This is a genomic window from Candidatus Rokuibacteriota bacterium (assembly GCA_016209385.1).
Lineage (GTDB): Bacteria > Methylomirabilota > Methylomirabilia > Rokubacteriales > CSP1-6 > JACQWB01.
Genome location: JACQWB010000229.1, coordinates 1 through 18806 on the forward strand (window position 1 = coordinate 1; position 18806 = coordinate 18806).

An 18806-nucleotide genomic window follows, 5' to 3' on the forward strand; every position below is an offset into this window, starting at 1 on the left:
CTGGGGAAGACCATCCCCGAGGGCCTCTGGTCTGCCTCCCACGGGTATTGGTTCGAGCATCCTGACACGCAAAGGAACAGGGAGTTCGTCGGCCGCTTCGTTAAGCGGTGGGGGGAGTATCCTCACGTGACGGCTCATGACACCTACGCCGCTGTCTACGTGTACAAGAAGGCCGTGGAGAAGGCGAGGACGACGGACGCCGACGCTGTGGTCGCCGCGTTGGAAGGGCTCGAGTTCGAGACCCCTGCCTACAAGTCGGTTATCCGGAAGGAGGACCACCAGGCCATTCGAGATGTGCCGTGGGGCGTGACCAAGCGGACCGACAAGCTCCCATTCGGAGTCCACTTAACCGAGATCAAGGACACGCCGGGGCATCTCATCGCCCAACCCGTGGAGGAGGTTCTGAAGCTGCGGACGAAAGGTTAGAGGGTTAGGGTCCCCAGGCCGTCGTCGGGGAGGGCTTTAGGCTCTCCGGAAGCGGGCGGGGATTACTCCTGCTTTTAGGGGGTCTCGCCCAGGTACGCTTCCTGGACACCGGGATGCACGCGAACCTCCTCTGGCCTCCCTGTGGCGATGATTTTGCCCTGGTGCATGACGGTGATCCGTGAGGCGACGGAGAAGACCACCCGCATGTCGTGCTCGGTGAACACGACGGTGATCCCAGCCTCCTGGGCGATCCGCGTCAGGAGCCGTGTGATCTGCTGGATCTCGACGGGAGCCATCCCCGCCGTCGGCTCGTCCAGGAGCAGGAGCTTCGGTTCCACGGCTAAGGCGATGGCGATCTCGAGCCGCTTCTGATCTCCCCGGGAAAGACTTCCTCCCCAGCGGTCGGCTTCAGCGAGGAGGCCGACCCGTGCCAGGAGCTCAGTGGCCTTCGCGTGAGCCCCTTTGGCCTTGTTCAAGGAGGCGAGGGGCTTGGACGTGAGGCCCAGGTGGGAGAGGACTGCCACTAACGTGTTCTCGTGGACGGTGAGCTCGGGGAAGATGTTGATGAGTTGGAAGGATCGTCCGATTCCGTGGCGGACGATCTCAGAGGCTGGAAGTCCGGTAATATCTTTCCCCGCCAAGAGGACCCTTCCCGAGTCCGGCCGGAGCATCCCCGTGAGGAGATTAAACAGGGTCGTCTTGCCTGCCCCGTTCGGGCCGATGATGGCCAGGAGCTCTCCTTCCTCGACTTGGAGGTCGACCCCGTCAACCGCCCTGACTCCCCCGAAGTGCTTTTTCAGCCGAATCGTCTCGAGGAGATATCGCTGCACCGTTTTCGCCGCCTGAGCCAGGAGGCATTGTACAGGAAGGTCGAGGAGAAGAGGAAAGCGGAATGGGCAGCCTTGTGCCCGGTTGGGCCTGGCTTCTTTCCAGACCGCCAGGGCGGCGTGCTCAGCCCTGACGACAGTCAGGCCAGGTGTCCCTCACGCTCCCACGCCCTGGCAATCCACATCGCCAGGCTGGGAGAGAGCGCGACGAGGGCCGCAAGCGCGATATCCCGGCCGGGATCGGCAGTCATGGGCGAGCGTCTCTCCGCCTCGCGTCGATCGCCTCGCGGAGGCGGGTCATCCGTTCCTCGTGCTCCAGCATCCGGGCGACCAGCAGGAGAAGAGCAATAAGAGCGATCATCCCATCCAAGGTACCCATCAGGCTCCAGCCGATGGCCTGGTCTTCGAGCGCCGTGAGGCCCCAGAGGCGCGGCGCGGTCGTGTAGTAGGGGTAGAAGACCTCCCGTGCAAAGACGGCGATCGACATCATGGGAAGAGCCGTCGGACCGACCGCCGCGATGATGTAGGCGAGCCTGAAGCCGTACGGGATGTGCCCGTGGAGCCTTGGGGCCGGGTTGATGAGGGGCCACCAGAAGAGGAGCCCGGCGGCGAAGAAGGAGAGATGCTGCACGGAATGGATGACTTCGTCGTGAAGCGCGGCCTCATAAGCGGCGGGGAGGTGCCAGCTCCAGAGGATGGCCATGTACAGTACCCAGGCGACGGGCATGAGCGTCAGCATGCGGAACCCTCTGCGCACGAGCGACCCCCGGGTCAGGAGCCGCCCGAGGCGGTGACGGAGCCGCCTGGGTAGTCCCCAGAGCACGACCGGGAGCGGGTTTGCCAGCAGCAAGAGGGGCGGCGCCACCATCGTGAGCAGCTCGTGCTGGAGCATGTGCATCGTGAGGAGCCAGGCCGCCAACGTGTCGATCGGGGAGAGGAGCGCCAGGACGATTACCGATAGCCCGAGGAGATAAAGGGCAAGTCGCCCCGGCCTGGCGATAGCCGGCGTCCGCCGCCTGAGCCGCCGCCAGCCCGTGACGTAGGCCACCCCCAGGGCTGCCACGACGAGGGCGACGTCAGGCCGCCACTGCCAGGCTGCCAGCGCTGCCTTCAGGGTCGGCTCCATACGAGACCTAGAAGCGCGATCAGCCACGCCGGCAAGAGCGCGCCTACGCCGAGGAGCCAGTACGTCGCCGGACGATGCTCACCACCCGACGCGCGAAGGTGCCTCACCACCGCATCCGAGACGATGACCCCGAGAAGCGCTGCCGAAGAGGAGAAGATGAACCCGACCTCCAACGACGGTTCAGGCCGGTCGATCGGCAAAGGCCCCAGGAGCCCCACGAAGGCGATGAGCCAAGCCGGCGCGAGCGCGGCGAGCCCGAGGACCCAGAAGAGGACCGGGTTAGAGGGAGGCTGTCGCCGCGCCAGGCGGGTGGCCACAAACCACGTTACCAGCACGCCGAGCCCGGCTATCACGACGGACCATGCCATGGATGCGCCCGTGAGCGGTGGGTCCCTCGCTAAGGCCTTTCGCGGGTGCGGCGACCGGGCAATCTCCTCGTGCTGTCAGGCACGGTGGCCGCCACGCCCGCTACCCCCCCCCGGCAACGCGAACAGGAGGCGATTCCAGTCTAGCAACGGAAATATTTGGTTGCTCGGCCGGCCACGATTTTAGGTGAGGAAACCCTCTGACCCGGTGCTGATCCCACCGGGGACAGGGGCAATCCCGTGGCCTTTGGGGGGTTGAGCCACGGGTCGGGAGCACAGTGGTCCGAGTCGACGAGCTGGCCTCCGAAACACTGACTGACGCCCCCTTCAGCGGCCGTGGAGGGAACGGAATGAGGGTGGTTCCTACCTCCTGGCGGCTTCGATCCGTCAACACGTCTACAACCCAATATTCATGCTGGTTGTAGACACTTCTGCATCTGTCAACGTTGACACTTGCACGAAGCGTCTACAGACCAGTGTTTATGCGGCTTGTAGACGTGTTGACGGTTTGAGGGCGAAAAAGGGGCAGAAAGAGGAGCGCTCATTGTGGATAACCTGGCGCCCCGGATCCTGGACCTGGTCGGCCGGCTGACGGGGGCGGGCTGGTCGCTCCCACGGCGGCGCCTCTGCCCGGTCGCAAGGCCACGGAGCGCGCCTACCATCAGGCCCCAGGAAAGTGCTGCTCCTGTCGGCTCGTCCTGGCGATATAATTCTGTCGTGATCCAGCTTCCCCGCCGGACGAGATTAGGGGGGGGAATTCGAGGGCAGAGGGTGGGACGTCTCGACACGGTGGCGGTTTCTGAAGCTGTGGCGGCCAAGGGCCTGACGTGGCGCCGGGTGCGCCGTCTGCTTCTCGTCATCGGGGGGGTGGGCGCGCTGGTCGCGCTCCTCGCCTTTGGCTTCACCCGAGACCCCAAGGCCATCCCCTCGCCCCTCGTGGGCCGGCCGGCCCCGGCCTTCTCGCTTGCACTCTTCGGCGGGGGGTCGTTGAGTCTCGAGTCGCTTCGGGGGAAAGTCGTGGTCGTCAATTTCTGGGCGTCCTGGTGCTTTCCGGCCTGCTGGAACGAAGCCCCTCGGCTGGAGGCCGCGTGGCGGCGCTACCGGGACCGCGGCGTCGTCCTGGTCGGGATCGTCTACCAGGACTCCGAGGCCAACGCGAAGGAGTTCATCGCGCGGCACGGGAAGACGTATCCGAGCGGGATGGACCCGGGAAGCCGGATCGCCATCGACTTCGGCGTCTACGGAGTGCCCGAGACCTTCTTCATTGACCGGGCGGGGCGGATCCGGCGGAAGCACGTCGGTGAGATCAACGACGAGATCCTCAGCACGACGATCGAGGACCTCCTCAGGGAGGCCGTGGAGCCTCCCAAGACGTCAGCCGTATGGCGCGGCTGGGCGGCCAGAAAGGGAGCGACAGGTGGATAGCGAACGCATGACAGAGGCGGATCCCGGGCTGAGCCGTCGCGACGTGCTCTTCGGCTTCGTGGGGATCCTCGCGGGGAGCGAGGTGCTCTCAGCGCGGGCCGTCGGGGCCGGCGCTATCACCCGGGATCAGTATGGAGACCAGATTCAGACCGTGCCGCGCGGTGAGCTCCCTGACTTTGCCAAGTCCGGTGGGCCGAACGTCGGCGGAGTGTATCGCTTCGCACTGGACCAGGGCGCCGATCTCGAATACATCCCCTGCTTCTGCGGCTGCGGGAACATCGGCCACCGCCACAACCGGGACTGCTATGTCAAGAGCCAGAATCGCGACGGGACGGTGACCTGGACCAGCCACGGTGCGACCTGAACGCTCTGCCTCAACATCACGCGTGACGTGATGGCGCTGAAGCGAGAGGGCAGACCCCTGCGCGAGATTCGCAGCCTGGTCGACGCGAAGTACTCCAGATACGGACCCGGCACGCCGACGCCTCACCCCCCGCGCTAGGTCAGTCGGAGGGGGCCTCGACGGCCCCCTCCGAAACCTCCCCCAGGATTCGCTTGCGCGGGCCAAGCCCGCGCTCGAAGGGCGTTATTCCGACATACCGCTAGGGACAGCTGGATGGGAGCGGGCTAGCGGAGCGGGCCGCCGGTGGAGCCCCGGAGGCGCGGGTCCAGGACGTCGCGGAGGGCGTCACCCAGCATGTTGAACCCGAAGACGGCCAGCGAGATCGCGACGCCTGGCCAGAAGGCCATCCAGGGGGCCTGGTACATGTACGACCGTCCGGAGCCGGACAGCATCGCGCCCCAGGAGGGAAAGGGCGGGGGCACCCCGTATCCGAGGAAAGAAAGCGCGGATATGACCAGGAGCCCGAGCACAATGACGCCCCCCACGGCTCCCAAGGGTTTTCGCCTGACGAAGAGCCAGGTCGTTCGCAGCAAACCCGGCGCGGCCCACGGCGGTCGGCGAACCTCCGGGGTGACGATGGTATCGACGTGATCCCCCATGGCGCTAGATTGCTCGGAGGGGGGCCACCCACGCCTTCGGCGCGGGTACCCGCCCCTTCCGATGCCTCCCCCCTTCGCGTGCGCGGGCCAAGCCCGCGCTCGAAGCAGATTTTTCCACAGCCCGCTAGTATCGGATTCGGGGGTCGAGGACGGCGTACAGCATGTCCACGAGGAGATTGATACCGACGACCACGGTCACGACGACCAGGTTGACCCCCTGGACGACGGAGTAGTCACGCTGGCTGATCGCCTCGAAGAGGAACCGGCCCATGCCGGGGAGACCGAAGATCGTCTCGAAGACGACAGTGCCGCTCAGGACCTGGGCGACCTGAATTCCGAGAACGGTGACGACCGGGATGAGGGCATTCTTCAGGCTGTGTTTGAGCACGACGATGCGCTCTCGGAGGCCCTTGGCCCAGGCGGTCCGGATGTAATCCTGCCGGAGCACCTCGAGGAGCTGGGCGCGCGTCAGCCGCATGATGGCTGCGGCGGAGGCGATTCCGAGGAGGAAACCCGGCAGGAGGAATTGCGCGATGTGGGCCCACGGGTCCGTCGAGAACGTGGTGAAGATGATGGGCGGGCTCCAGCCCCACCAGATGGCGGGGAGGACGATGACGAGCGTGGCCAGCCAGAAGCCGGGGACTGAGAGTCCGAGGATCGCGGCGCTGCGCGCCGCGTAATCTTTCACCGTGTCCTGCCTGGTCGCCGAGAGCACCCCGATCGGGATCGCCATGAGGACGGCAAAGAAGACCGCCACCCCGCCGAGCTCCAGGCTCACCGGGATTCGATAGGCCAGCTCCTGGACGATGGGACGACCTGTCCAGAGCGATTCGCCCAGATCACCCCGGAGCACCTGGCCGAGCCAGACGAAGTATTGCAGGTAGATCGGCTGATCGAGCCCCAGCTTCGCGCGCAGCTCATCCCGGTCCTTAGCGTACGCGTTCTCCTCCAGCATGAGGTCGACGACGTCGCCGGGAATCAGGCGGGGCAACGTGAACACAATGAGGGAGGCAATCAGAAGCGACGGGATCGCGGCCAAGAGGCGCTTGAGGAGATACCTTCTCATCTCCTCACCCGCGGGCCAGAGAATTCAAAAGACGCGGGGAGCTGGCCTCTCGAGCTACTTGTCCCACCAGGCGGCCATCAGGCGTCCGCCGTAGTCGAAGCCCAGGTTGGGCATGTAGTTCTTCAGCGCGGGATCCCAGGCACCATTGGTGATGCCGGAGGCAAGCTGGACATAGTACTGCTGGGTGGCCAGATGGCGCTGGAGATCGTGGATGATCTTCTTGCGCTTGGCCACGTCCAGGGTCGCCCGCTGGCGTTCGACCTGGTCGGTGACAGCGGGGTCGTTGACGTGGCTCTGGTTCTTCGCGTTGGCGGGGTGGTACTGGCCGAGGAAGTTGTCGGGATCCAGGGCTGGAAGCTGCGGGCCATAGACCATGCTCTCGAACTTGCCGAGATAGCTTGTCGAGATATACGCCGCGTAGGAGGGCTTCTGGTTGAGCGTGGCCTTGATCCCCACGTCGCCGAGATACTTGATGATCATCTGCGCCGCGTCTTGCAACTCCTGAGAGCCGTAGTGGAAAAAGTCGATCGTGGCTTCGAACCCCTTGCCGTAGCCGGCCTCGGCCAGGAGCCGCTTGGCCTCCGCGGGGTTGTACTCGTAGTACCTGGCGCCTTCGCCGAGCTGGTTCCAGGGGATCGACCACTCCTTGAGGGCCGCGGGGACGGGGGGGTTCAGCTCGCCCCGGCCTTCGTTGGTCGCCTTCAGGATGGCCTGGCGATCGATGGCCAGCGAGATGGCGCGGCGGACGCGGACGTCGTTGAAGGGGGGCTTGTCGGTGCGCATGCCGATGTGGGTCATCACGTTGGACGTGAACTCCACCATCTTGAGATTCGGCCGCCGCTCCTTCACCTCTTTCAGCGTGTTCATCAACACCGTGCCGACGAATTCGGGCCCCAGGTCCAGCTGGCCGCTCAGGAAGGCGGCGAGCCGCGTCGACTTGTCCTCCATCTCGTACGCCTCGATCCGGTCGATGTACGGCAGGCCGGAGAGGAAGTAGTCGGGGTTCCGCACATAGACGATGCGGCTTTTGATGTCGTGCTTCTCCAGGATCCACGGGCCGGTGCCGATCACCGCCTCGGCCTTTCTGAGATCGCCGAACTTCTCCGCGGCCTCTCGGGCCACGATGGCCAGCGCCATGGGCGTCGCCACATAGTCGAGGAACCAGGCGAAAGGCTTCTTCAAGGTGAACTTCACCCGGTACTTGTCCAGGACCTCCACCTTGTCCAGATCGACCATCATGTAGCGATTGGCGTTCTCCTTGCTGGCCAGGAACCGCTCGAACGTGTACTTGACATCCTCGGCAGTCAGTTCCCGGCCGTTGACCGGGGGCTTGTTGTGCCACCTGACCCCTTCCCTGAGCTTGAAGAGATAGGTGACCTCGTTCGGCTGGGTCCAGGACTCGGCCAGGTCGCCTTCGATGGGGAACGTGCCCGGCTGGACGGAGGGGCCTGCCTTGTACTTGAGGAGCCGGCTGTGGGTGAAGCTGTGGACGATCTGGGGCTTGTACGAGTTGCCCCCGCGCATGTGAATGTCAAACGTGTCCGGATCGTACCCCCGGAACCTGAGCGTTCCCCCGCGCTTCGGGGTAGCAGCGATGGCCGAGCCGGGCCGGAGCAGTCCGACGCCGGCTCCGACCGTCCCGAGGGCCAAGACTGTCCCTCCGAGCTTCAAGACCTCCCGTCGGCTGAAATCGTCTCCCATCACACACCTCCTTAGTATCGGAGGGGGCCCGGGTACCCACGCCGGAGGCGTGGGTGTCCCCCTCCGAAGCCTCCCCCAGGAATCGGTTGCGCGGGCGAAGCCCGCGCTCGAACGCATTACTCCGACAGCCGCCAGGTCTCAGGAGCGGTGGCGAGCGATTTGCAGGGATTAACGATCATTTCCCGCGGCCTGTCAAGGGGGATTCTCACAGCGGGTACGGCCGCCTACGCGAAGTTCTTTGCCACGTGGGTGGCCAGGAGATCGATCTGCCCGGGGTCGTCGGTCACGGGGCCGAGGACGAGGTACCGGAGCCCGGCGCCGACGAGGTCAGCGATCCGCGCGTTGATCCGGTCGATGCTCCCCATCAGGTAGCACTCCTGGAGGTGCTCGTACGAGCGGTGCGCGCCCATGACGCGCAGGAAAGGCTCCCGCGATTGTTCCACCGCCTTCGCGTGATCGGTCGTCTCGACGAGGTGGATGAAGTTGCAGTGGCCGAAGGTGATCCGCGTGGGATCCTTCCCGAGGGCCCGGGCGTGGGCCTGGATTTCGGCCCAGTCGCGCTTTACCCACTCCTGGGTCCCGGAGCAGCGCGAGAGCCAGTTGCCGGCCTTGACGATGCGATCGAGGACCGTCCTGGCGATGTAGGACACGTCGTGTTCGCCGGGATCGGGGATCCGCGAGCCGCCCGAGACCCAGATGTCCGGGAGCTTCGCCGGCCGCGGGTCGATAGTCACGTCCTGGAACTGGTAGTAGCGGCCGCGGTAGCTGGCGCTGGGCTGGCTGAGGAGCAGCGTCACGGCTTCCAGGATCTCGTCGGTGCGCCGCCCGCGCTCCTCGATGCGCGAGCCGGTCGCCTCGAACTCCCGGCTGTACCAGCCCGGCCCGACCCCGAAGACGAAGCGGTTGTTCGTGAGGTGGCAGAGCGTGGAGATCTCCTTGGCGAGCACGACCGGATGGCGCACCGGGAGCACCAGGATCCCCGTCGCGAGCCTCACGCGGGACGTCAGCCCTGCGGCGTAACTGAGGACGTTGAGCGGCTCGAGCCAGGCCACCCCGTAGAGCCCCGGGGCGGAGAGCAGGTGGTCGATCACCCAGATGTCGAAGCCGTGCTCGTCGCACTTCCTGATCGAGGCGCTGAGGCGCCGGAGGTGCTCGGGGCCCGCGTCGGCCCAGGCGTAGGTCGGGATCCACACCCCGAACTTCAGCTTGGCCATGGAAGCCTCCCGAACGTCAGAACGTGACGACGCTGCGCGCGACCTCGCCGCGTTCGAGGGCCTCGTAGGCCTCGTTGATCTGCTCGAACGGGTACGTGCGCGTCAGGAGCTCGTCGAGCTTCAGCCTGCCCGCCCGGTAGAGGTCGATCAGCTTGAGGATGTCGATCCGGGGCCGGCTCGACCCGTAGACCGACCCCGTGAGGACCCGCTCCTCGAAGACCAGGGACATCACCGGCACCGACACCTCCGTCGTCATCGGCGTGACCCCGACCACCACGGCCACTCCGCGCTTGGCCAGGCAGTCGTAGGCCTGGCGCATCGTCGCCGGCAGCCCGATCACCTCGAAGGCGTAATCCACGCCCCGGCCGCCGGTGAGCGCCCGGACCTGCTCCACGGGGCTCCCGGCGGAGGCGTTGACCGTGTGGGTGGCGCCGAAGCGGCGCGCGAACTCGAGCTTGTTGTCCATGACATCGACCGCGATGATCTTCTCGGCTCCGGCGATGGCCGCCCCCTGAACGACGTTCAGGCCCACGCCGCCCGAGCCGAAGACGGCGACGCTGCTTCCCGGCCTGACCCGCGCGGCGTTGATCGCTGCGCCCACCCCGGTGATCACGGCGCAGCCGAGGAGCGCCGCGCGCTCGAGGGGCAGGTCGCTCGGGATCTTCACGACCGCCTTCTCGGGCACCACCGAGAACTGGGAGAAGCTCGATACCCCTGCGAAGTGCTTGATCTCCTGCCCGTTCAGCTTGAAGCGGCTCGTCCCGTCCAGGAGGCGCCCGGTCATCCGGATGCCGGTCCCCGCCGGGCAGAGGGCGGGGCGGCCGCCCGTGCAGTACTCGCACTCGCCACAGGAGAGCCGCCAGAGGGGGATGACGTGATCGCCGGGCTTGACGGAGGTCACCCCGGGCCCGACGTCTGCGACCACCCCCGAGCCCTCGTGGCCGAGGATCGCCGGTAACGGCGCCATCAGATGGCCGGTCATCACGTGCAGGTCGCTGTGGCAGACGCCACCTGCCGCCATCTTCACGCGCACCTCGCCGGTGTGCGGGGCCTCCACCTCGACCTCGCGGATCTCGAGCCGCTTCCCGACCTCGAACAGCACGGCCGCCTTTGCCTTCATCGCATGCCTCCTTCCGCCTTCGGTGCCCTCACGCTCCGCCTCTCGCCGCTCAAGGCGCCCGGTACCAGGAGGCCAGGTTCCAGAAATCCGAGTCCCAGCCCGAGAGGCTGAGGCCTCCGAGGTTCCGCGACACCGCGGCCACGCGGTTCCGCCAGAGGACCGGGATCACCACGACGTTCTGAATCACCAGGTCGTTCATCCGCATAAACCCGCTCGCGCGCTTCACCGGGTCCGTCTCCGTGTCGGTCGCCTTCCACAGCCGATCGTACTCCTCGCTGCGCCACCGGGTGACGTTCCGCCCGGCCCACTTGTTCGCCTTCGCGGCGATCTCCCAGGATGCGAAGACTTCCATGAACCGCTGGGGGTCGGGAGCCCCCATCGTGAGCGTGTACATCTGGAGGTCCGCGGAGAAGTGGGCAGCGGTGTCCGGGTTGGCGGGATCGGAGGAGAAGAAGACGGCGGCGACCACCGACTTCAGCTCCATCTCGATCCCTGCCCGGCTGCACGCCTGCTTGACGATGGCCTGGGTCTTCTGGCGGGGCGCGTTGATCGATGTCTGGAACACCAGGCGAAGCCTCCGGCCGTCCCTGACGCGGATGCCGTCGGGGCCGCGCCTCCACCCGTCCGCGTCCAGGGTTTGGTTCGCTCTCTCGATGCTGAACTCCCACCGCGTGTTCCTGGAGGCGAAGCGCGCGGGGGCGTTCAGGAAGTTGGCGGTCGCATGGCCGAGCCGCCCGTAGATCTCCTCCTGGATCGAGTTCCGGTCCACCAGGAGCGCCAGGGCAGCCCTCACGGCGCGATCGGTCAGGAGCGGATGCGGCGCCTTGACGCTCGATCGCTCGCCGTCCACCTCGCGCCAGGGATCGGCCTGGTTCAGGAGGATGTGCTCGATGTCGCCACCCGCGTAGATCGCGACGCGGCCCTTGCCGCCCTGCTCGAGTCGCCTGAGGATCTCATCCTCGACCTGGATGTTCCAGGCGAAGTCGTACTCGCCGGTCTGGAGGACGGCCCGGGCGGCCGAGACGGCGTCACCGCCACCCTTCAGCTCGACCTGGTCGAAGAACGGCCGGTTCGGGACGTGGTAGTGCGGGTTGATCTCGTAGCGCGCCGAGTCCCCGGGGGCGAAATGCGCGAGGCGGTACGGCCCCGTGCCGACGGGCTTCAGGTTGTACGGAGCCTCGCGCGCTTTCGTTCCCGCGTAGGGCGCGTGGAGGTGCTTGGGGATCAGCATCGGGAGGCCGTGCCCGTACCAGAACGGTGTCGGTCGCTTGAACACCGCTTTGACTGCGTGGTCTCCGAGCTTCTCCATCCGTTGGATGTCGCGGTAGGAGCCCGCCGTCACGGCTGTGGTCGCGGAATCGGATGCGTACTCCCAGTTGAAGATGACGTCGTCCGCGGTGAAGGATTTCCCGTCGTGCCAGAGCACGTCCGGCTTGAGCCGCCAGACCACCCAGAGCCCGTCCCTGGCCAGCGTCCCGCTCTGGATGCTCGGAATCTCGGCGGCCAGCACGGGGACCAGGTTCCCGTCGGGATCCACGGAAACCAGGGGTTCGTGAACGACCCGGGAGGCGTCCGCGTCCTTGACGCCGGTGGCGAAGTGAGGGTTCAGGAGCGTGGGTGCCTGCCACCAGAGCGCGCGGAGCTTCCCCCCGCCGCCGCGTCGCGTCGGCGCGAAAGCGGGGCGGGGCTGGGCGTCGACGGGGGCGCGGGATCCCGCCAGCAGCCCGGCGACCACGGGTGCCGTCAGGCCGCTGGCCAGCATGATCCGGGCGAAGCCACGGCGGCTCAACCGGCCAGTGGTCACGCGCTGGAGCAACTCGGCCAGCCCGTCGTGGTCCATGAGCGCTACTCGGCGAGCCCCGCGATCACCCGCTCGAGTTCAAGCTGATCGATGCTGACGAAAGCCACGCCGCGGTCCAGCCTGAGCTTCAGGCACGTGTACCCCTCGTAGCGTGTCTTCATCTCCTCTCTGGTCCTATCGCCTTGGTCACCGGGCCTCCAGCAAGCGGCTCGGAGCGGGGGTGGGTGCCCAATCTTAGCCCGACGCCTCGAAGGGGTCAACGAACCTTGTGGCAGGCGCGAGCCGGTGGCATACTCCCACCCGGCGTCGGGTCATCCGGGGAGGGAACCATGCGCAGGGCCTTCGCTCACCGCCGTCGCGCCGCAGGGCTTTCCCTGATCCTCCTGCTGTCCGGGTTCGGCTGCGCGCCCCTGACGCTGCCCGGCCCTGAGGGGCCAGCGCCGAATCTCGGCGAGTTCGTGCCCACGCCGCTGGAGGTGGCGATGCGGATGCTGGAGCTGGCCGAGGTCACGAAGGACGACGTCGTCTACGACCTGGGCTCGGGCGACGGGCGCATCGTGATCCTTGCCGCGAAGCGCCACGGGGCCCGAGCCGTGGGGGTCGAGATCGACGCCCGCCTCGTGTGGTTCTCGGAGCGGAACGCGAAACGCGAGAAGGTGGATCACCTCGTGAGCTTCCGCCACGCGGACGCCCTCACCGTGGACCTGTCGCCGGCCACGGTGGTTACGCTGTACCTGACCAAAGAAGCGAATCTCTTGCTCCGCCCCATCCTCAGGCGTCAGCTCAGGCCCGGAGCGCGGATTGTCTCGCACGCCCACGACATGGGCGACTGGGCAGCGGAGCGCGTCGAGCGAGTGACCTCCCTCGCCGGGGAGGAGCACACCCTCTACCTCTGGCGGATCGCGAAGTAGGAGCGGCGTGCCCGCAACCAGTTCAGCGCGGGCAGGAGCCAGTAGACCAGCGCGAGGGCGAAGAGGGTCGCCGAGACGGGACGCGTGACGAAGACCGTGACGTCGCCGAGGGAGAGGGTGAGGGCCCGCCGCATCTGGTCCTCGAGCATCGGACCCAGGACGAGACCGAGGATGACCGGCGCCTCGGGGAAGCGGAGCTTGCGGAGCACGTACCCCAGGACGCCGGCGGCCAGCATGACGTAGACGTCGAAGATGTCGTTGTCCACCGCGTAGGTGCCGACGAAGGAGAAGAACAGGATCAGGGGGAAGAGGATCGGGTAGGGGATCTGGATGATCCTGACCCAGAGGCCGATGAGGGGCAGGTTCAGGAGGAGGAGCATGGCGTTCCCGATGTACATGCTCGCGATGAGCCCCCAGACCAGGTCGGGGTTCTTCTCAAGAAGCTGCGGCCCCGGCCTCAGGCCGTAGAGCATGAGCGCCCCGAGCATCACGGCGGTCGTCCCCGAGCCCGGGATGCCGAGCGTCAGGAGCGGAACCAGGGCGCCCCCGGCGGCGGCGTTGTTCGCAGCCTCGGGGGCCGCAACGCCCTCGATGGCGCCCTTCCCGAACCGCTCAGGCTGGCGCGACGCCTTCTTCTCTGCGAGGTACGCGAGCATGGAGGCGGCGGTCGCGCCGGCGCCGGGCAGCATCCCGACCGCGAATCCGATGCAGGACCCGCGGAGGATGGCGAGCTTGGCTTGGGCCCAGTCGGAGAACTTCGGCAGAAGCCCCTTGATCTTCCCCGCATACACCTCCTGCCTCAGGGAGCGCTCGGCGTTCTCCAGGACCTCGGCAACGCCGAAGAGCCCGACCGTCACCGCGAGGAAACTCACGCCGTCCAGGAGCTTGGGCGCACCGTAGGTGTATCTCGCGACCCCTGTCATGGCGTCGGTCCCGACGGTGCCGAGCATCAGGCCGAGCGCCGCCGCGATGAGCCCCTTGACGACGGACTCGCCCAGGAGCCCGCCGATCGTGCTGAGGGCGAGGATCATGAGGGCCGTGTACTCCGCCGGGCCAAAGCCCAGGGCCACGGTGACGAGGGGCTTGGCCACCAGCATCAGCATCAGGACGCTGAAGGTTCCGGCGATGAAGGAGGCGAAGGCGGCCATCCCGAGCGCCGGCCCGGCGCGCCCCTGGCGCGCCATCTGGTAGCCGTCGAGACACGTCATGATCGATGTGGACTCGCCGGGGAGGTTCAGGAGGATCGCCGTGGTGGACCCGCCGTACTGGGCCCCGTAATAGATCCCGGCCAGCATGATCATGGCCGTTGTGGGGTTCATGCCGAAGGTCAGCGGGATCAGGATCGCCACCCCGGTGACCGTGCCGAGGCCCGGGAGGACCCCGACGAGCGTGCCCAAGAAGACCCCGAAGAAGCAGTAGAGGAGGTTGACGGGGGTCGTCGCGACCTTGAACCCGTAGAGGAGGTTGTCGAAGACCTCCATCAGAGCCCCAGGAGCCCTCTGGGAAACGGGATCTTGAGCCAGCGGACGAAGAGGACATAGGAGAGGAGGGACGAGGCCACGGGGACGCTCACCACGATCCACCACCGCTGAGGCTCGACCAGCGCGAGGAGAAAGGCCAGGAAGAGCGCGGTACTCACCAGGTAGCCGAGGCCCTCAAACAGGAGCGTATAGGCGACGAGCGCGAAGACGATGGCTCCGATCCTCCGCGCGGCCGACCAGTGGACCGGGTGAGGCTCCGAGCCGTTCGCCGACGGCCTCAGCAGCGCCCCGATCAGCAGGGCCAGCGCGAGGACGGTGAGAGTGCCCCCCAGGATGAGCGGAAGAAAGGAGGGCCCCGGGCCCACGGCGTATTTCACCCCCGGCAGCCTCAGAGCCTCGACGGTGTACGCCGCGGAGAGCGCCAGCAGGACGGCGCCGGCGATCGCGTCGCCCTTTTTACCCCCCATCGATCACTTCTTCAGCATGCCGAGCTTGGCGAAGATCTCCCTGTAGGCGCCGTATTCCTGGTCCATCAGCTTCGCAAATTCCTCTTTGACCACCCAGCCGTCGGGGAGCACGAATTTCTCCAGGTAGCCCTTCTGCCAGTCCTGGGTCTTCCGCACTTTCGTGAGGACGTCCACCCAGTAGTCGACGATCTGCCGGGGAAGCCCCGCCGGCCCGCCGAAGCCGCGCCAGAGGTAGCTCGTCATGTCCACGCCCTGCTCCTTGAACGTGGGGATCTTCGGCAGCAGCTCGAGGCGCTTGACGTCGGCGACGCCGAGGGCCCGGACCGTGCCCGCCTCGAGCTGGCCGATGCACTCGTTCGGGTTGGCCCAGGCCGCGTCCACATGGCCGCCGAGGAGCGTGGTCATGACCTCGCCCCCGCTCTTGACCGGCAGGTAATTGGCCTCGACGCCGATCGCCTTGTTCAGGTCCAGGGAGGCGATGTGGTCCTGGGACGCCGTGGCCGTCCCCGCGATCGAGAGCTTCTTGGGCCCCCGGCGCTTGATCTCGGCGACGAGCTCGCCGAGAGTCTTCAGCGGCGACTCCTTCCTCACGATCAGGAGGTTCACGTCATCCACCATCTTGGCGATGTACGTGAAATCCTTCCGGTAGTCCCAGCTCGCCTCGCCCAGGATCTGCTGGGTCACGTTGTTCGGGTCCACCGCGCCAAGGACGTAGCCGTCGGGCTTGCTCCTGATCATGTGGGATTTGCCGACCGCCCCGCTCCCCCCGGTCTTGTTGACGATGGCGATGGGGACCGCCACGAGCTTGTGCGCCTCGATGACCTTGACGATGTTCCGGAACATGATGTCGGTGCCGCCTCCCGGGGCGTATGGCACGATCAGCTCGATCGGCCGGGAGGGGTACTTCTCCTGGGGCCAGGCCAGGCCTGGCGCGGCCAGGCTGGCGGCAGTGGTTAGAAGGGCGACGATCCCGGCGCTGACTGTGCGGCGCATTGTTCCTTCTCCTCTCCTGGTGGCTGTTCGCACGGGCCCCCGGGCCGCGTGCCCACCTACGGGCGTGTCCGGTAATGCCCTTCGAGCGCGGGCTTCGCCCGCGCAACCAACTCGGGCCTCGCCTCGTGGCTCTCCTCGCCTTCGGCTCGTCGGGAGCCCCTCGGCTCGAACTGCCATTCCTGGGGGAGGTCTCGGAGGGGGCCGTCGAGGCCCCCTCCGATTGTCCTACGGTTCGAGGGTGTCCTGGAGGACCTCCTCCTTGGGCTCGAGCCCGAGCCCGGGACGCTCCGTGAGCGTCACCCAGCCGGCTTCGGGCTGCGGCGGCTCCCGGTAGATCATGTTACCGGTCATCCACATGAGGTAGTGGAACTCGACCCGCCACCCGTTGGCCACCGCCGCGATCAGGTGCGCGTTGTGATGGGGCCAGCCACCGCCGTTCGCGACCGGGACGTTGAAGGCCTGGGCCAGGTGGGCCACCTTGACCGTCTCGGTGTAGCCGCCGCCCCAGCAGACGTTGGGCTGGAGGATGTCCACGGCATGGTGGAGCAGCAGCTCGATGTGCCGCCACTTGTGCCCCTCGTTCTGGCCTGCCGAGATCGGGATCGTCGTCTGCCGGCGAAGCTGGGCCAGGAGCCGCGCATCGTTTCCGGAGACCGGCTCCTCGAACCAGGTGATCCGGTAGGGCTCGATGCTGCGGCAGAGCTCCCGCGCGTGGACCAGGTCGAACAGGTAGTTCGCGTCCACCATCAGCTCGACGCCGTCGCCGATCGCCTCTCGGACGGCGCGCACGCGCGCGGCGTCCTCGGCGACGTTCCTGCCCCGCTCGATGGCCACGACCATCTTCAGCTTGTCGTGCCCCTGCTTGACCAGGGTCCGCGCGACCTCGACGAGCAGATCCCGGCTGTAGTCCAGGAGGCCGAAGGTGACGTAGGCCTCGACGCGCTGGCTGTGCCCGCCGAGCAGCCGCCAGACCGGCTGGCCGAGCGCTTTGCCCTTGATGTCCCAGAGTGCGAGATCGATGGCGCTTATGGCGGAGCTCCACGCTCCGGTCTGAGACCGGGGGTTGAGCGCCCGGTAGAGCTCGTGCCAGATCCGCTCGGTCTCCAGCGGGGATTTGCCGATGAGGAGCGGTCCGGCCTCCCGGTTGATCAGCTCGCGCGTCGCCGACCGCTGGATCTGTCCGGTCAGGCCATAGCCGGTCACGCCGGCGTCGGTCTCCACTCGCGCGAAGACGATCCGCCAGGTGATCGGCTCGCGGAGCAGCGGCACCGTGATCGGCAACCGATGGATCGTCGCTTCGACCTTCGTGATCTTCATGCTTCGGCCACCCATTCCAACGCCCGGAGGGCGGGAAAGTCAAGCCCTCAGAAACGGCTTGTGTATTCGAGGCCTCCGGGTTATCTTTTTACGACGTGCTTCGCCCGGGGGACGGCGGCGAGGCGCCTCGATCGAGGAGGCCAGCGATGCAAATCAGCCAGTACCGGTGCGTGGCGTGCGGCAACTGTATCTCGGTGTGCCCCATGGGCGCCATCTACATCGACCCTGCCATCAACCGGGCCGTCGTCAACCAGGACGAGTGCGTGGAGTGCTTCGCCTGCTACCGCGGGATGTCCAAGGAGCACCTGTTCCCGCCCATGGTGCGGGCCATCCGGCGGGTGGCCAAGGCCTTCCGGTTCCGGTTCGACCCCGAGCCCGACATCTGCCCCACCGACGCGATCACGCCTCAGGAGCTCGCCTGGCCGCGGATCGTCCGCCGCGCGTTCTCGGACCCCCAGGTCCCCCACGAGTCCACCGGTATCCACGGCCGGGGAACGGCAGAGGTCAAGACCAACGACGTGACGAACCGGGTGAAGGCCGGGGAGGCGGGGTTCGTCATCGAGTTCGGACGCCCCGGCGTCGGGGCCCGGTTCCGCGAGATCCAGGCGATGACGCGGGCGCTGGCGGAGCTGGGCGTGGAGTTCGAGAAGCAGAACCCGGTGACGTCCCTGATGACCGATCCCGCCCGCGGGCTGATCCGCGAGGACATCCTGAACGAGAAGGTGCTCTCGGCGATCGTGGAGATCAAGGTGGGACTGGAGCAGGTCCCGATGATCCTCGAGACCGTCCGGCGCGTCTCGCGGGAGCTCGAGACGGTGGTCGCGGTCGGGGTCTCGACGCGCTGCGACGCCGACGGGAACGAGCCGCTCGCCGGGATCCTCCAGCGCGAGGGCTACCCGGCGTACCGCGGCAAGACCAACCTCGGCCTGGGCCGGGTGACCCGGCAGGTGACTCTATGACCAACACGCTCCATCGCTACAGCGACCATTACGCCGTCGAGCGGCGCACGGACGCCCGTTCGGTGGACAACGACTACATCGTGTTCGCCATGTCCACCCGGAACCTCAACGACGACGACCTGGTGGAGAAGTACCGGACGTTCGCGCGGCTCGCCCTCCGCCATAACCCGGTCAACGTGGGCGACTCGACGAAAGGGGGCATCTACCGGCCCCAGCGGCACCTGAACCCGCTCGCCCACTGGCGGCGGGACCAGCGCCCGGATCCCGACGGCGTGATTCAGGACATCGAGGGCCACACCGTCGTGTCGGCGGTGTTCAGGACCTTGGAGGACATGGAGGCCTTCGTCCAGGACGTGAAGGCGGCCGATCTCGGGGTCTCGATCAACATCAGCGCCCCGATGGACGCGGCCCGGCGCTGCTGCCAGGATGCCGGCATCCGCCGCCACAGCGTGGAGTACTCGCTCGGGTTCCAGGGGCGCGTGGACCGGCTCCCCGACAAGACGGTGCTCGAGATCGGCACGATGTGCGGCCACGGCATGGTCTCACACAACCTGGTCAAGAAGCTCCTGGACTGGATCAAGGAAGGCCGCCGAACTCCCCAGGAC

General features: G+C 67.0%; 20 protein-coding genes. 7 read left to right on the forward strand and 13 right to left on the reverse strand.

All coding sequences use genetic code 11. The annotated features are described in order from the left end of the window. A partial coding sequence (locus HY726_17075; GenBank protein MBI4610709.1) for an ABC transporter substrate-binding protein occupies window positions 1-426 on the forward strand: 426 nt, incomplete at its 5' end. Window positions 427-500: 74 nt separating this feature from the next. Here HY726_17075 and HY726_17080 read toward each other — a convergent pair. The 3 genes from HY726_17080 to HY726_17090 form a co-directional block, all read right to left on the reverse strand. Beyond that, window positions 501-1256 (reverse strand): ABC transporter ATP-binding protein, encoded by a 756-nt coding sequence (locus HY726_17080; GenBank protein ID MBI4610710.1) that lies wholly within the window; start codon window positions 1254-1256, stop codon window positions 501-503. Between the two features lie 244 nt (window positions 1257-1500). Further along, window positions 1501-2379 carry a cytochrome c oxidase assembly protein gene (locus tag HY726_17085; GenBank protein ID MBI4610711.1) on the reverse strand — a complete coding sequence of 293 codons (879 nt, stop codon included), beginning with the start codon at window positions 2377-2379 and terminating at the stop codon, window positions 1501-1503. Then, complete coding sequence (locus HY726_17090; protein ID MBI4610712.1) at window positions 2364-2747, reverse strand: hypothetical protein; 384 nt, start codon at window positions 2745-2747, stop codon at window positions 2364-2366. Before HY726_17090 ends, HY726_17085 begins: the two co-directional genes overlap by 16 nt. Before the next feature lie 843 nt (window positions 2748-3590). On the opposite strand from HY726_17090, the gene HY726_17095 reads away from it, so the two are divergent. From HY726_17095 to HY726_17105, 3 genes are read left to right on the forward strand one after another with little or no spacing between them, the layout of a single operon-like run. Next, window positions 3591-4169: a TlpA family protein disulfide reductase gene (locus HY726_17095; protein MBI4610713.1), complete on the forward strand. Its 579-nt coding sequence runs from the start codon at window positions 3591-3593 to the stop codon at window positions 4167-4169. A gap of 7 nt (window positions 4170-4176) precedes the next feature. Next, a complete protein-coding gene (locus HY726_17100; GenBank protein ID MBI4610714.1) occupies window positions 4177-4533 on the forward strand; it encodes a hypothetical protein in 357 nt (118 codons plus the stop codon). A gap of 30 nt (window positions 4534-4563) precedes the next feature. Further along, window positions 4564-4671, forward strand: coding sequence for a hypothetical protein (locus HY726_17105; GenBank protein MBI4610715.1), 108 nt, complete (start codon window positions 4564-4566; stop codon window positions 4669-4671). A gap of 125 nt (window positions 4672-4796) precedes the next feature. Here the strand turns inward: HY726_17105 and HY726_17110 are convergent, their stop codons facing one another. The 6 genes from HY726_17110 to HY726_17135 form a co-directional block, all read right to left on the reverse strand. Continuing rightward, window positions 4797-5171, reverse strand: a complete 375-nt coding sequence (locus HY726_17110; protein ID MBI4610716.1) for a hypothetical protein — start codon at window positions 5169-5171, stop codon at window positions 4797-4799. A 124-nt stretch (window positions 5172-5295) separates the two neighbouring features. Continuing rightward, entirely contained in the window at window positions 5296-6237 is a 942-nt protein-coding gene (locus HY726_17115) for an ABC transporter permease (protein ID MBI4610717.1), read from the reverse strand. A 54-nt stretch (window positions 6238-6291) separates the two neighbouring features. Next, window positions 6292-7938 carry an ABC transporter substrate-binding protein gene (locus HY726_17120; GenBank protein ID MBI4610718.1) on the reverse strand — a complete coding sequence of 549 codons (1647 nt, stop codon included), beginning with the start codon at window positions 7936-7938 and terminating at the stop codon, window positions 6292-6294. Window positions 7939-8162: 224 nt separating this feature from the next. Continuing rightward, entirely contained in the window at window positions 8163-9152 is a 990-nt protein-coding gene (locus HY726_17125; GenBank protein MBI4610719.1) for an LLM class flavin-dependent oxidoreductase, read from the reverse strand. Between the two features lie 16 nt (window positions 9153-9168). Beyond that, on the reverse strand, window positions 9169-10272 hold the full coding sequence (locus tag HY726_17130) for a Zn-dependent alcohol dehydrogenase (GenBank protein MBI4610720.1): 1104 nt from the start codon (window positions 10270-10272) through the stop codon (window positions 9169-9171). Window positions 10273-10321: 49 nt separating this feature from the next. Further along, entirely contained in the window at window positions 10322-12034 is a 1713-nt protein-coding gene (locus HY726_17135; GenBank protein MBI4610721.1) for a peptide ABC transporter substrate-binding protein, read from the reverse strand. A 368-nt stretch (window positions 12035-12402) separates the two neighbouring features. On the opposite strand from HY726_17135, the gene HY726_17140 reads away from it, so the two are divergent. Continuing rightward, entirely contained in the window at window positions 12403-12984 is a 582-nt protein-coding gene (locus HY726_17140) for a class I SAM-dependent methyltransferase (protein ID MBI4610722.1), read from the forward strand. Here HY726_17140 and HY726_17145 read toward each other — a convergent pair. From HY726_17145 to HY726_17160, 4 genes are all read right to left on the reverse strand, one after another. Then, entirely contained in the window at window positions 12960-14465 is a 1506-nt protein-coding gene (locus HY726_17145) for a tripartite tricarboxylate transporter permease (GenBank protein MBI4610723.1), read from the reverse strand. The genes HY726_17140 and HY726_17145 overlap by 25 nt on opposite strands. Continuing rightward, window positions 14465-14932: a tripartite tricarboxylate transporter TctB family protein gene (locus HY726_17150; protein ID MBI4610724.1), complete on the reverse strand. Its 468-nt coding sequence runs from the start codon at window positions 14930-14932 to the stop codon at window positions 14465-14467. The genes HY726_17145 and HY726_17150 overlap by 1 nt, the downstream gene beginning before the upstream one ends. Window positions 14933-14935: 3 nt before the next feature. After that, a complete protein-coding gene (locus tag HY726_17155; GenBank protein MBI4610725.1) occupies window positions 14936-15925 on the reverse strand; it encodes a tripartite tricarboxylate transporter substrate binding protein in 990 nt (329 codons plus the stop codon). 225 nt (window positions 15926-16150) lie between these two features. After that, window positions 16151-17242 carry a mandelate racemase/muconate lactonizing enzyme family protein gene (locus HY726_17160; protein ID MBI4610726.1) on the reverse strand — a complete coding sequence of 364 codons (1092 nt, stop codon included), beginning with the start codon at window positions 17240-17242 and terminating at the stop codon, window positions 16151-16153. Window positions 17243-17388: 146 nt separating this feature from the next. On the opposite strand from HY726_17160, the gene HY726_17165 reads away from it, so the two are divergent. Then, window positions 17389-18201 (forward strand): 4Fe-4S binding protein, encoded by an 813-nt coding sequence (locus HY726_17165; protein MBI4610727.1) that lies wholly within the window; start codon window positions 17389-17391, stop codon window positions 18199-18201. Next, window positions 18198-18806, forward strand: a 609-nt coding sequence (locus HY726_17170; protein ID MBI4610728.1) for a hypothetical protein, incomplete at its 3' end; no start/stop codon positions are given. The genes HY726_17165 and HY726_17170, both read left to right, overlap by 4 nt.

Coding starts and splice junctions, on each gene's coding strand:
- HY726_17085 (MBI4610711.1), bottom strand. CDS start 2,379: ATGGAGCCGACCCTGAAGGCAGCGCTGGCAGCCTGGCAGTGGCGGCCT.
- HY726_17090 (MBI4610712.1), bottom strand. CDS start 2,747: ATGGCATGGTCCGTCGTGATAGCCGGGCTCGGCGTGCTGGTAACGTGG.
- HY726_17100 (MBI4610714.1), top strand. CDS start 4,177: ATGACAGAGGCGGATCCCGGGCTGAGCCGTCGCGACGTGCTCTTCGGC.
- HY726_17105 (MBI4610715.1), top strand. CDS start 4,564: ATGGCGCTGAAGCGAGAGGGCAGACCCCTGCGCGAGATTCGCAGCCTG.
- HY726_17110 (MBI4610716.1), bottom strand. CDS start 5,171: ATGGGGGATCACGTCGATACCATCGTCACCCCGGAGGTTCGCCGACCG.
- HY726_17115 (MBI4610717.1), bottom strand. CDS start 6,237: ATGAGAAGGTATCTCCTCAAGCGCCTCTTGGCCGCGATCCCGTCGCTT.
- HY726_17120 (MBI4610718.1), bottom strand. CDS start 7,938: ATGGGAGACGATTTCAGCCGACGGGAGGTCTTGAAGCTCGGAGGGACA.
- HY726_17125 (MBI4610719.1), bottom strand. CDS start 9,152: ATGGCCAAGCTGAAGTTCGGGGTGTGGATCCCGACCTACGCCTGGGCC.
- HY726_17130 (MBI4610720.1), bottom strand. CDS start 10,272: ATGAAGGCAAAGGCGGCCGTGCTGTTCGAGGTCGGGAAGCGGCTCGAG.
- HY726_17135 (MBI4610721.1), bottom strand. CDS start 12,034: ATGCTGGCCAGCGGCCTGACGGCACCCGTGGTCGCCGGGCTGCTGGCG.
- HY726_17140 (MBI4610722.1), top strand. CDS start 12,403: ATGCGCAGGGCCTTCGCTCACCGCCGTCGCGCCGCAGGGCTTTCCCTG.
- HY726_17145 (MBI4610723.1), bottom strand. CDS start 14,465: ATGGAGGTCTTCGACAACCTCCTCTACGGGTTCAAGGTCGCGACGACC.
- HY726_17150 (MBI4610724.1), bottom strand. CDS start 14,932: ATGGGGGGTAAAAAGGGCGACGCGATCGCCGGCGCCGTCCTGCTGGCG.
- HY726_17155 (MBI4610725.1), bottom strand. CDS start 15,925: ATGCGCCGCACAGTCAGCGCCGGGATCGTCGCCCTTCTAACCACTGCC.
- HY726_17160 (MBI4610726.1), bottom strand. CDS start 17,242: ATGAAGATCACGAAGGTCGAAGCGACGATCCATCGGTTGCCGATCACG.
- HY726_17165 (MBI4610727.1), top strand. CDS start 17,389: ATGCAAATCAGCCAGTACCGGTGCGTGGCGTGCGGCAACTGTATCTCG.